Origin of the sequence: Streptomyces spiramyceticus, from assembly GCF_028807635.1 — a bacterium.
Taxonomy (GTDB): Bacteria; Actinomycetota; Actinomycetes; order Streptomycetales; family Streptomycetaceae; genus Streptomyces; species Streptomyces spiramyceticus.
Genome location: NZ_JARBAX010000002.1, coordinates 530,773 through 544,767 on the forward strand (window position 1 = coordinate 530,773; position 13,995 = coordinate 544,767).

Annotated in this window: 2 protein-coding genes; both read left to right on the top strand. The window is 71.9% G+C overall.

Annotated elements, in window-relative coordinates; genetic code table 11:
• The first annotated feature begins 340 nt into the window (after positions 1 to 340).
• Complete coding sequence (locus PXH83_RS25895; RefSeq protein WP_274563534.1) at positions 341 to 12,655, top strand: polyketide synthase; 12,315 nt, start codon at positions 341 to 343, stop codon at positions 12,653 to 12,655.
• Complete coding sequence (locus tag PXH83_RS25900) at positions 12,652 to 13,995, top strand: hypothetical protein (protein WP_274563535.1); 1,344 nt, start codon at positions 12,652 to 12,654, stop codon at positions 13,993 to 13,995. Before PXH83_RS25895 ends, PXH83_RS25900 begins: the two co-directional genes overlap by 4 nt.

Below are 13,995 nucleotides of genomic sequence, written 5' to 3' on the forward strand. Positions count from 1 at the left end.
CGCACGACAGCACACCTCTGTAGCCCAGTACTTCTGCACGTCTGCACGACAGCGTTTCTGCACGACAGCACTTGCGCACTTCGGCAGTTCAGCACTTGGCGTACTTGCAATCCTGACAGCGCGGACAACTCACGAGCAGCCGCTTGCACGACTGCTCGTGAGGCGTGCGCCGCTCGATCACGGGGGAATCGGCACGGGTGCACGGGGGGCCAACCCTGTGCGCACGCTTGGATCCGGCACCTGCAGGCCCTCATAGGGCTGCCTGGGGTGCCGTTGCCCTGCCCCGGGACGGGCGGCGCTCAACCGGACGCGCCGCGGGTGATCACGGGGAGGCACGGCTTTGACTTCTTTGAGTTCCGTCCTGATCGGCAGCGGGAGCGTACTCGCTCGCTGCGGCGAGGTACTTGCGGCGAAAGGGCACCGGATCGCAGCGGTGGTGACCGGTGACGCCACCGCCCGGTCCTGGGCGGTCAAGGCCGGCATTCCGCACCACGAACTCGCCGAGGCCGTGGCGCTCGCACCGCGGTTGTCGTGCGACCTCCTGCTGAGCGTCGGCAACTACGCGGTGGTGCCCGAAGCGCTGCTGGCCTGCGCGACGCGGGCCGCCGTCAACTACCACTACGGCCCGCTCCCCGAGTACTCGGGCCTGCACTCGCCGTCCTGGGCCATCGCGGACGGGGCGAGGGAGTACGGCATCACCTGGCACCGCATGGCCGAGGTGGTCGACGGCGGTGAGGTGCTGGGGCGGGTACCGGTGGAGATCGGGCCCGAGGACACCGCGCTCTCGCTGGGCCTGAAGTGCGACGAGGCGGCTGTCGCCAGTCTGGCCGAACTGATCGACGACATCGCGGAGGGCCGCGAGACCGCGACGCCCCAGGACGCCGCGACGCGCCGCTATTTCTCGCGGCACACCCAGTTAGCCGCCGAGGGACTGATCGACTGGAGCCTTCCGGCCGAGCGCATCGTCGCCATGGCCCGGGCCACCGACTACGGCCCGTTCGCGAGCCCGTTGGTGTGGCCCAAGGTCAACCTCGACGGGCACTTCTACGCCGTCCGGGAAGCCCGCTCCCAGGCCGCCGCCGCTTCCACCGGTGCCACCGCTACCGCCACAGATCACGCCGCCGCCGCGCCCGGGACGGTCCTCTCCTGCGACGACGCGTCGGGCCTGCGGGTGGCCACGGGTGCCGGAAGCGTCACCCTGACCCGGCTGTGCACCCTGGAGGGCGAGGAACGGCCCGCCGGCGCCATCGCGACGGCCCATGGGATCCGACCCGGCGCGATCCTGGACGTCCCCGGCGAGGACGCGAGCGCGCGCCTGACCGGGGCGGGCTTCAGAGCCTCCAAGGCCGCCAACCGCTGGCGTGAGCGCCTGATCGGGGGCGGCGACCACCCCTACCGCCTTCCCTACCCGCAGCCCCGCCCCGAAACCGGGGCTGAGAGCGCTGAGAGCGGACAGCAGTCGGATCCCGTCCTCGTGCGATGCCACGTCCCGCTCCAGGACGGCGGCGACGGCGGCCTGGAAGCGTCTGCGGCGGCCGCCGCCCACCTGGCCGGTGCGCTGGGCATCTTCCTGAGCCGGGCGAGCGGCCGGCGGGAGGTCAACCTCGCGATGGCGGCCCCTCGCGAGGGCGTCGACGCCGCGCACCGGGACCTGTTCGCCGCCTGGCTGCCCCTGCTGTGCCGTGTCGACGCCGACGCGACGATCTCGCAGAACCTGCGGGCGGTGCGGCGGGAGTTCGTCCTCGGCCAGGAGTGGGGATGGCTCCGCCGCGACGCCGTCGGCCGGGACGAAGCGCTCCGTGAACGCTGGAACAGCGGCGCACTGACACCGGACGTGCTGATCTCCTGGGGCACCCGCGACGCCGCCGACCAGAGCTCCGGCGGTAAGGGCGGCCACCGTCCGAAACTGGAACTCCACATCCAGCAGGACGGCGCCGAGGACGGTGCGCTCGTCACCTTCCACTACGACGCCACGCGCCTGCCGGCCCGGGACGTCGCCCGGCTGGCCGGCCAGTTCACCGCGTGGTGCCGCCGTCTTCCCGCCGCCGCGGAGCAGCTTCCTGCCGCCGCCGACCTCCTCACCGCGGACGAACGCGCACTCCTCGTCGAGGAGTTCAACGACACGGCCGGCGCCACCGCAGACCTCCCCGAGCAAGGCCTGCACCGGCTCTTCGAGCAGGCCGCGCGCGACCATGCCGAGGACACCGCACTGGTCTGCGCGGACACCAGCCTGACCTACGCCGAGCTCAACGCCCGCGCCAATCGGCTCGCCCACGCGCTGACCGACCGGGGCGTGGGCCGTGGCGACCTGGTCGGCGTGGCCCTGCACCGCTCGGTCGACCTGGTTGTGGCCCTGCTGGCGGTCATGAAGACGGGCGCAGCCCATGTGCCCGTCGATCCCAGGTTCCCGGCGGAACGCATCCGCCAGATGATCGACGACGCCGATCCCAAGCTCATCGTCACCCCCGCCGCCGCGCCCGCCGGCCTCGCCGCCTGGCACACCCTCTGCGTGAGCGTCCACCTGGGTGCCGAGCTGAGCGCTGACGCGGACCCCGCGGTCGAGGTGGGCGCCGGCGACCTGGCCTACGTCATCTACACCTCGGGCTCGACCGGCCGCCCCAAGGGAGTCGAGATCACCCACGGGGCACTGTGCAACTTCCTGGCAGCCATGCGCGAACGACCGGGGTGCGCCGCCACCGACCGGCTGCTGGCGGTCACCACCGTGTCCTTCGACATCTCCGTGCTGGAGCTGTTCCTGCCGCTGCTCTGCGGCGCGACCACGGTCATCGCCCAGGCCCAGGAGACCCTGGACGCCAAGGCCCTGAGCGGGCTGATGGAGCGACATGCGATCACCGTGATGCAGGGCACCCCCGCCACCTGGCAGCTGCTGCTGGACGGAGGCTGGCAGGGCACCCCCACCCTGAGGAAGATCCTCTGCGGCGGTGAGGCGCTGCCCCGCGACCTGGCGGACCGGCTGCTCGCCGCCGGGGCCCCGGGCTCGGTGTGGAACATGTACGGCCCCACCGAGACCACCGTGTGGTCCACGGCCTGGGAGGTGGCGGCCCGGGCCGAGGAGGACGGCGTACTCATCGGCACCTCGATCGACCGCACCCAGGTCTACGTCCTCGACGAGAACCTGTCGCCGGTACCGCTCGGCTTCCCCGGAGAACTGTGCATCGGCGGCGCCGGAGTGGCCCGCGGCTACCGCAACGACCCCGGGCAGACCCGGCTCCGCTTCGCGGACAACCCCTTCCACCCCGGCACCCTCTACCGCACCGGCGACCTGGCCCGCTTCGTCGAACCCGGCAGGCTGGCGCTGCTGGGACGCAACGACCGCCAGGTCAAACTGCGCGGCCACCGGATCGAGTTGGCCGACGTCGAGGCGGCCGTCAGCCGCCATGAATCGGTCCGCCGCGCCGTGGTGGTCGGCCGCGACGAGCAACTGGTCGCCTACTGCGTCCGCGACGCGGCTCCGGCCGGTGATCCGGTCCGTACCCCGGCGGACCAGAGCACCGCCCTGGTCGAGTGGGCCGCCGCCTGGGACCGCGCCTACGAAGCCAGTGCCGACACCGCTCCCTCCGACCCCGGCACCGGCTCCGATCCCGTCACCGTCGACGCCACGTTCAACCTGGCGGGCTGGCGCAACAGCTACGACGGCCTCCCCTTCTCCAACGGGGAGATGCGCGACTGGCAGCGGAGTTCCGTCCGGCGCATCCTCTCCCACGCACCGGAGAACGTCTTCGAGATCGGCTCCGGCAGCGGCCTGATGCTGTTCAGCCTGGCACCGCACTGCCGCACCTACCACGCCGTGGACGCCTCCGCGGCAGCCGTCGAGATGACCCAGCGACACCTGGCCTCGCTGCCGCACGTGACCTGCGAGCAGCGCGCCGCCCACGCGCTCCCCGAGGTGGCCGAGGGCGCCTTCGACACCGTGGTCATCAACTCGGTGGCCCAGTACTTCCCCAGCGTCGACTACCTGACCTCGGTGCTGGAGTGGGCGACCAGGGCGGTCACCAGGGGGCGGGTGTTCCTCGGTGACGTACGCGACCTGTCACTGCTGGACGTCTTCCACGCCGACGTGGCGCACCTCCGCGCGGACGGGGAGGCCGGCGGGATCTCCGCCGAGGAACTGGCGCGCCGCGCCGAGGGCGGGATGCGCGCGGAGCGCGAACTGGTGCTCAGCCGGGACTACTTCGCCAACCTGCCGCACCTGTTCCCGCAGATCACCCGCGTCGACATCACCCTGCGCGACGGTCGCTACGTCAACGAGATGACGCGCTACCGCTACGACGTCACCCTGCACATCGGCGAGGACGCCCAACCCGCCATCCCTGCAGCGGAGAAGGACTGGCAGGCCGACGGCCTCGACCTGGCCGCGCTCCGCGTCGAGCTGGGTTCCGTCGCCGACCGCCCGCTCCGCCTGAACGGCATCCCCAACGGCCGACTGGGCGGGGTGTGCGGCCGGGTCGCCGCAGCCCTGGAGACCATGGGCGCGAGCACCTCGGTGGTGCCCACGTCCTGGATCGACCCCGCCGACCTCGCCGATCTCGCCGGTGAGGCGGGCCTCGAATTGGCTCTGCTGCCCAGTCGCTCCGGCGGCACCTGGCGGTGCGACGCCCTGTTCTGGCGGCCCGGGCAGACCCCCGACCTCAGCCCGCACCCCGCCGAAGCGCCGGACCGCGACGCCCCCACCGGGTACGCCAACACGCCCGCGGTCGGCGAACCGCCCAGGACCCCGCTGCACCGCGTGCTGCGACCCTGGCTGGCCGAGCGGCTGCCGGAGTACATGGTGCCGGCGTTCATCGTGGAGCTGGACGAGCTTCCGCTGACCCCGAACGGCAAGATCGACGAGAACGCGCTGCCGGACCCCGTGGTGGAGGTCGACGCCACCGCCAAGCCCGCCACCGAGCTGGAGCGGGACATCATGGCCATCTGGTCGGACGTGCTCGGCCACGACCGGATCGGCGTCAACGAGAACTTCTTCGAGATCGGCGGCAACTCGCTGCGGGTCGTCCGCGTCCAGACGCGGCTGGAGGAACTGCTGGGACGCCCCGTCCTGGGGGCCAAGCTCTTCGAGCACTTCACCGTCAAGACCCTGGCCGCCTACCTGGCCGGCGGCACCAGGCCCAGCCGGGAGGTCGTGCCCGACCGCCGCCGCGCCGTCCACGACGAGCCCATCGCCATCATCGGCATGGCCTGCCGCCTCCCCGGCGACGCCAACACCCCGGAGGAGTACTGGGAGCTGCTGGAGCGCGGCGGAGACGGGATCGTCGAGGTCCCGAAGGACCGCTGGGACGCCGAGGCCCTGTACAACCCCGACCCGGATGTGCCCGGCACCTCGTACTGCAGCCGTGGCGGGTTCGTCACCCCCATCGACCTCTTCGACCCCGCCTTCTTCGGCATCTCCCCGCGCGAGGCCCGCTCGCTCGACCCCATGCAGCGCATGGTGTTGGAGACCACCTGGGAGGCGTTCGAACGCGCCGGCTACACCATGGACCGGCTGCGCGGCAGTCAGACCGGCACGTTCATCGGCGTCGGCAAGAGCTCGGCGTACCACGAGTACGGCCTCACCATGGCCGGCGGGCTGACCGACCTCGACGGCTACGTGGGCCCGGGTTCCGCGGGCGGCACCATGTCCGGCCGGGTGTCGTACGTGTTCGGTCTGGAGGGCCCGACCCTCACCCTGGACACAGCGTGCTCCTCCTCCCTGGTCACCACCCACCTGGCCTGCAACGCCCTGCGCAACGGCGAATGCGATCTGGCGGTGTCGGCCGGTGCGAGCCTGATGCTCACCCCCGAACTGCACGTCGAGTTCAGCCGCCTGCGCGGCATGTCGGCGGACGGCCGCTGCCGGTCGTTCTCCTCCGACACCGACGGCACCGGCTGGAGCGAGGGCTCCGCCGCGGTCGTCCTCAAGCGGCTGTCCGACGCCCAGCGCGACGGCGACCCCATCCTGGCCGTGCTGCGCGGCACCGCCGTCAACCACGACGGCCACAGCGCCAGCCTGACCACGCCCAGCGGCCCCGCCCAGCAGCGGGTCATCCGGGCCGCCCTGGCCGCCTCCGGACTCCAGCCGGACGACATCGACTACCTGGAGGCGCACGGCACCGGCACCAAGCTGGGCGACCCCATCGAGGGCACCGCGCTCGCGGAGGTCTTCGGCGGCAGCCACTCGAACGAGGTCCCGCTGTGGGTTGGTTCGGCCAAGTCCAACCTCGGCCACACCCAGGCCGCCGCCGGTCTGGCCGGCGTGATGAAGGTCGTGCTGGCCATGCGCCACGACACGCTTCCCCGGACCCTGCACGTCACCGAGCCCACCCCCACCGTGGACTGGAAGGGCGCCGACATGGCGCTGGTCCAGGAGCAGCACCCCTGGCCGGCGAAGGACGTGCCGCGCCGCGCGGGCGTCAGCTCGTTCGGCATCGGCGGCACCAACGCCCACGTGATCGTCGAGGAGCCGCCGCGGCCCGCCCCGAAGGACGCCGAGGAGGGCGCGCCCCCGCCGCTGCCGCCCACGGTGCCGTTCGTGGTGTCCGGCCACACCGACGCCGCCCTGCGCCAGCAGGTGGAGAACCTGCACCTGCACATGGGCATGAACATCCAGGACCGCCTGGGTGACGTGGCCCGCTCCCTGGCGACCACCCGCAGCCACTTCCGCCGCCGACTGGTGCTCCCGGTCAAGGACAAGGCCGAACTCCTCGACAAGCTGGCCTCCTTCGCCCGCACCGGGGAACTGCCCGCGGAGTCGGTGCGCACCGGGAATCACACCGAGGAACCCCGGCTGGCCCTGCTCTTCACCGGCCAGGGCAGCCAGCTTCCGGGCATGGGCAAGGACGTCTACGACGTCTACCCCGTCTTCCGCGAGGCGCTGGACGAGGTCGCCGCCCGCTTCACCGGGCTGGAGAGGCCTCTCCTGGAGGTGATGTGGGCCGAGCCGGGCAGCGAAGACAGCGAGGGCACAGCCCTGCTGCACCGCACCGACTTCACCCAGCCCGCCCTGTTCGCCCTGGAGGTGGCGCTGTGGCGGCTGTGGGAGAGCTGGGGTGTGCGGCCGGAGCTGCTGCTCGGCCACAGCATCGGCGAATTCGCCGCCGCCCACGTGGCGGGGGTGTTCGACCTGGACGATGCCTGCCGGCTGGTCGCGGCCCGCGGCCGGCTGATGCAGGCCCTGCCCGCCCGCGGCGCCATGGTGTCGCTGGAAGCCGGCGGCGAGGAGGCGGAAGCCGCCATCGACGCCCTCGGGCTGCGGGGCACGTTGGACGTCGCCGGACTCAACACGCCCACTCAGACCGTGCTGTCCGGTGACACCGACGCCGTCGAGGCGATCGCCGCCCACTTCACGGAGCAGGGCCGCAGGGCCAAGCGGCTGACGGTGTCCCACGCCTTCCACTCGCACCACATGGACGGCATGCTCGCCGGGTTCCGGGCCGTGGCGGAGTCGGTCCGCTTCCACCCTCCGGTGATCCCCCTCGTCAGCAGCCTCACCGGCGAGCTCGCCGCGCCGGGCGAACTGGAGCAGTCCGGCTACTGGGTCCGCCAGGTGCGCCACGCGGTCCGCTTCAGCGACGGCATGCGCAGCCTGCGCCGCGAGGGCGCGAACACCTTCCTGGAGCTCGGCCCGCAGCCGGTGCTGTCCGGCATGGGGGCGTCCTGCCTGGCCGACGAGGGACCGGTGTCCTGGGTGCCGTCCTGCACCCCGGGCAAGAACGGCGCCTCGGTCATCCAGCGGAGCCTGGCCGAGCTGCACGTGCGGGGCGTCCCGGTCGACTGGGACGGCTACTTCGCGCCCTTCGGCGGCGGCCGGGTGGCCCTGCCGACGTACGCCTTCCAGCGGGAGCGGTTCTGGTTCGAGCCGCCGCTCTCCCGCGAGGTCGGCGCCGGTCTGAACCCCACCGGCCACGCGCTCCTCGGCGGCGGTGTGGAGATCGCCGGCACCGAGCTGTCCCTGTTCACCAACGTGGTGGCGGCGGACGAGCCGGTGTGGGTGCAGGAGCACCGGGTGATGGACGCCGTCCTGATGCCGGGCACGGCGTTCTTCGAGGCCATGCGGGCGGCGGGCGACGCCGCCCACGAGGGCGAGTGGGACCTGTCGGACGTGGTCATCGCCTCGCCGCTGGTGCTCGCCTCCGGGGTGCCGGTGCGCATGCAGGTCACCGTGGGTCCGGCGATCGGTGAGACCCGTCCCGTCCAGGTCTACAGCGCGCCCGAGGGTGAGAACGGCGCCTGGCAGCTGCACGCCGAGGGCCGCATCACACCCGCGGAGGGTGCCGGTACCGGCATCGCGGTGACGGTACCGCCCCGGGGCGCCGAGCCCCTCGACGCGTCCGCCCTCTACCGCGACCTGGACGCCCTCGGCTACGGCTACGGGCCGACCTTCCAGGGCATCAAGGAGGCCTGGCACGTGGGCGGGGAGGTGTGGGCCAGGGCCGCGCTGCCGGAGAGCGCGGAGCAGTCCGCCGCCGGCTACGTCCTGCACCCGGCCCTGCTGGACTCGGCCATGCACTCGCTGCTGCTGACCCAGCGGCTGCAGAACCGGACCGGCGACGACCTCTTCGTGCCGTTCGAGGCCGAGCGCCTGTCGCTGCGGGTGAAGGGCCTGGCGGAGATCTGGGTCCGGGTCGCCGACTTCGAGCTGGGTGACGGCGAGTTCTGGGCCTCGCTCGACATCCACGACAGCGACGGCGCCCATGTCGGCCGGCTGCACCGCCTCCACGCACGGCGGGTGGACCGGGCGGTGCTGCGCCGCCTGGCCGCGGCCGGGGTGGACCGCTTCCAGTTCGACGTCAACTGGCGCCACGTCGACACCGGGAACATCGAACTGGGGGGCTCCTGGGGCATGATGACCCCGGCCGGGGACGTGCCGTGGGCGCGGGAGGTCAAGACCCTCCTGGCTCGGGCCGGTATCCAGGTGATCAAGGTCCGGGAGCTGGAGGACGCCGAGGACCTGGACGGCCTGGTCTGCCTGTGGGACTCCGACGCGGAGGTGCCGGCCCAGGCCCACGCGTTCGCCGCCACGGCACTGGAGCAGCTCCAGGAAGCGGTCGGCGCGGAGCTCCGCACCCCGCTGGTCTGGGTCACCCGCCACGCGGTGGGTACCGGCGCCGACGACATGGTCTCCGGGCTGGGCGCCGGCCCGCTGTGGGGCCTGATGCGGACCGCCCGCAACGAGCACCCCGAACTGAGCCTGCGCCTGATCGACCTCGGCGAGGAGGAGGCGGACCGCAAGGCCCTCCCCGCCGCGTTGATGCTGGAGGCCGAACCGGAGTGCGCCCTCCGCCACGGCGAGGTGCTGGTGCCGCAACTGCTGCGGGTGGGCTCGGCCCAGGATCTGGAGATCCCGGCCGAGGGCCGCTGGCAGCTGGAGATCGCCGCCAAGGGCCGCCTGGACGAGCCGCTGACGGTCAAGTCCCTGCCGGAGAGGGCCCTCGCACCGGGCGAGATCCGCGCCGAGGTGAGGGCCGCCGGGGTGAACTTCCTCGACGTGCTCAACGCCCTGGGCATGGTGGAGATCCCCGCGTTCGGCCTGGAGTTCGCCGGTGTGGTCACCGAGGTCGGCGGCAGCGTCGACCAGGTGAAGGTGGGCGACGCCGTGCTGGGCCTGGCCCGAGGCTCCTTCGCCTCCGAGGTCGTCACGGACGCGCGCCAGGTGGTGCGCATGCCGGAGCACCTCAGCTTCGAGGAGGCCGCCACCATCCCGATGACCTTTCTCACTGCCTGGTACGGCCTGCACGAACTGGGCGCCCTGCAACCGGGCGAGCGGGTGCTGATCCACGCCGCGGCCGGTGGCGTGGGCATGGCGGCGGTGCAGCTGGCGCGGCTCCACGGCGCCGAGGTCTACGGCACCGCCAGCGAGCCCAAGTGGCCCGCGCTGCGGGAACTCGGCCTGGACGACGACCGTCTCGCGTCCTCGCGCGACCTGGGCTTCGTCGAGCACTTCGGCAAGAACGCTCCCGGCGGCGAGTCCGGCGGAAGCTTCGACGTGGTGCTGAACTCCCTGGCGACCGAGTTCATCGACGCGAGCCTGGGCATGCTGGGCAACGGCGGACGGTTCCTGGAGATGGGCAAGATCGATGTGCGCGAGCAAGCGGCCATCGACCAGAGCCATCCGGGCGTGACCTACACCGTCTACAACCTGCCCGAGGCGGGGCCGGACCTCATCCAGCGGATGCTGGTCTCCATCGCCGAGCTGTTCACGCAGGGCAAGCTGGCGCCGCTGCCGCTGCGGGCCTTCCCCATGACCCACGCCTCCGACGGCCTGCGCTTCATCGCCCAGGCGCGGCACGTGGGCAAGGTGGTGCTGGTCCCGGCCCAGCAGCGGCAGTTCGTCCGGCCGGACGGCGCAGTGCTCGTCTCGGGCGGCGCCGGCGACCTCGGCCGGCGCGTGGCCACGTGGCTGGCCGGCACCCACGGCGTACGCGACCTGGTGCTGACCTCCCGCCGCGGGATGGAGACCCCCGGGGCGCAGTCCCTGGTGGACGAGCTGTCCGAGCTGGGCGCCACGGCCACCGTGATGGCCTGCGACGCGGCCGATCGCGACGACGTCACCGCGGTGATGGCCCTGTTCGGTGAGGAGCGCCCGCTGCGCGGCGTGGTTCACGCGGCAGGTGTGCTGGACGACGGCGCCCTGACGGCCCTGACGCCGGAGCGGTTCGACGCGGTCCTCCTGCCCAAGGTGGACGGCCTGTGGCATCTCCACGAGCTGACCCAGGACATGGAGCTGGACTTCTTCATGATGTTCTCCTCCATCGCAAGCGTCATGGGAGCACCCGGCCAGGGCAACTACGCCGCCGCCAACGCCTTCCTGGACGCGCTCGCCCACCTGCGCCGGGCCAAGGGCCTGCCGGCCACCTCGGTGGCCTTCGGTCCCTGGGAGGGCGACGGCATGGCCGCCGGGCTCAGCGAGTTCGACCGGGCCCGCTTCGCCCAGCTCGGCCTGGACCGGCTGGCACCGGACGAGGGCCTGGAGCTCTTCGAGCTCGCCGTCAGGAGCGGCCGCGCGCTCACCATGGCCGCCGCGCTGGACCTGAACCGCGTGCAGCACTACTTCGAGAACCGCGGCGGCATACCGCCGCTGTTCCGCGCGCTGCTCAGCGGTAACGCCGGCGGACGCTCCCGGGCCGGCGGCGGAACGGACCTGCGCAAGCTGCTGGGCGAGGCCGCGCCGGAGGAGTACCCGGCCGTGGTGCTGGGCGTGGTCCGCGAGGAGATGGCAAAGACCCTGGGCTTCGCCTCGCCGGAGGCCGTGGACGTCGACGTGCCGCTCCAGGACATCGGCATCGACTCGCTGACCGCGGTGCTGATGCGCAACCAGCTCGCGGACCTGACCGGACTCGCCCTGCCCGCGAAGATCGCCTTCGATCATCCCAACCTCACTTCGCTGGGCGACTTCCTGCTGGCGAAGCTGCTGGAGGCAGGGCTGGACGCGGCGCCGCAGGCCGCCACGGGCACGGCGGCCACCGAGGCGGCCGAGGTGGCCGAGGCCGCGGGCGTGGACCTGTCCACGGCCCGGAAGGGCTGCCTGCACCCCGACCTCCGCTTCGGCAACGCCACCGCGGCGCCGGTACGCCCGGAGGCGGTCTTCGTCACCGGCGCCACCGGATTCGTCGGCGCCTACCTGCTGCACGAGCTGCTCGCCTCCGAAGTGGTTGCCTACTGCCTGGTGCGGGCGGACGACGCCCGCCAGGCCATGGAGCGCCTGGTCGCCACCCTCGACGGCTACGGCCTGTGGAAGGAGGAGTTCGCGCCGCTGCTGAACCCGGTGGTGGGCGACCTCACTCAACCGCTGTTCGGCCTGGACGAGGAGGGCTTCGACGAACTGGCCGACCAGGTGGACGCCATCTGCCACTCCGGTGCCCTGGTGGACTGGATGCGGCCGCTGGAGGACTACATCGGCCCCAACGTGGTCGGTACGCACGAGGCGCTGCGCCTGGCCTCGCGCGGTCGCGGCAAGGCGTTCCACTTCGTCTCCACCTTCGCCACGCTGCCCAAGTACCTGGGGTACGAGGTCACCGAGGACGACCGCGAGTACGGCTACCTGACCTCCAAGTGGCAGGCGGAACAGATGGTGGCCGCCGCCCGCCGGCGCGGCGCGAAGGCGTCGACGTACCGGCTGCCGTTCGTGGGCGCCTCGACCCGCACCGGGCACTTCCGGCTCGACCGCGGCGACTTCCTGCACAATCTGATCACCGGCGGCCTCGAGATGGGGAGCTTCCCGTTGCTGGCCGCTGATCTCACGGCGGTGCTGCCGGTCGACTACCTGTGCCGGACGATCGCCGAGGCGATGACCAGCGACCTGGCGCGCATCGGCAGTGACTACGACTTCGTCAACTCCGCGGCCCCGTCCTTCGACCGCTTCTTCGAGATGGTCGGTGCCGCCGCCGGCGGCGGCGGGGCGGAGATCGTGCCCTTCGACGAATGGCGGCAGCGGGCGCTGGCGTTCGCCGCCGGGCATCCGGCAAGCCCCCTGGCCCGGATCGCCGCCCTGGTGGACGGCCTGACGGCGGAGGGCCTGGCGGACATGTTCGCCGCGCTCCCCGTGGGAGGCGCCGTCTTCGGCGCGGAGGACTACCCGTCCCCGCCCATCGACGAGGACTTCGTCCGCACCTATGTGGACCGCATCAACACTTCGGACCGAGCGGAGAACACGACGTCATGAGCGACGCGACCCAGGCGGCAGACGCGACGGTGGACGACGAGGCCACGGTCACGGGCACCTACCAGAAGACCGGCACCTTCCTGCATTCCTCGGCGGCGGCGCACGCCGAGCAGCTGTCCCCGGTGCTGGACAAGTACCAGGTGGACAAGGAGGAGATGGGGTCCCGGTTGCCTCCGCACCGGACGCTGAACCCGAGCTGCTTCCACCCCGAGGTGCTCCCCACCGAGGTCGTCCGGATGAACCTGGACGACGGCCTGGCGGACAACCTGGCACGCCAGCTGCGCTGCCAGGCGGTGATCCAGGAGAGCTTCGCCGCCGCCTCGATCGGCAGCTACTTCCCGGTCTCCACCATGTTCGAGAACTGCGTGCTGTTCGTGCCCTCGGCGAAGCGCTTCTACGACCTGAACCAGGACATCGTCCAGGAGCACTTCCCCGAGGTCGAGACCGCGGTGGTGAACGCCTTCATCGTGCCGGCCGAGAAGCGGCCGTACGGCACCCACGCGGCAAGCTCGATCGCCCTTCAGATCCCGTCGCTGGTGAAGAAGCAGCTCGGTTTCCCCACCGAGTACCGCAGCTTCCACACGGCGCTGACCCCGACGCCGTTGAGCCGGCAGCCCTTCGTGATCTTCGAGGAGGCCGAGGTGGAGGCCCCGAACCTCCCGTACGTCTACGAGAAGATGCTGGAGTGCGGCTTGGAGGGCGAGGAGAAGGACGCCGTCGACAAGGCTCTGTACCTCTTCCTGGAAGGGAAGCTGTCCGAGATCGACCTGCCCTCGGTGCGGGACTACCTCATGGCGATGTACTGGGCGAAGACGTACGCCGACAAGCCTTCCCCCGGCTACTACTGCGACAGCCGGGTGGGCGACGCGCTGGTCTTCGACAACTACCGGGCACACGCGGACAGCACCCTGCCCCGGACCACCAAGGACCGCCTCACCATCGACCTGCGCTGCTTCAACAAGGTGCACTACCCGAAGGGCATGACCAGCGGCCTGGACTTCATCGTCGATCCGGACGAGCGCGCCTACCAGGTCAGGCGCAAGTGGGCGTCGATCGAGTTCCTCCTCGCCACGCTCGGCTACGAGAGCGTCGACGAATTCCTGCGCCTGGTGTTCGGCGGGACCCGGCGCGCGACGGACATCGATCCGTTCGGCCTGATGACCGACCTCCAGTTCGGCATCTACAACAAGTCCGAATACCACCTGCTCGACCAGAACCTCGACGACCACTACGAGCGGGTCGAGGCCCTGTACGACCGCATCGCGAAGGAGGGGGAGTACGTCCTGCCCGAGCGAGCCAGGCAGTGCCTCGCGGCGCTGAGCGAGCAGCCCGGCAACTGA

Bases quoted from the DNA above. Each gene is read 5' to 3' on its own strand.
- PXH83_RS25900 (WP_274563535.1), top strand. From the start codon at position 12,652: ATGAGCGACGCGACCCAGGCGGCAGACGCGACGGTGGACGACGAGGCC.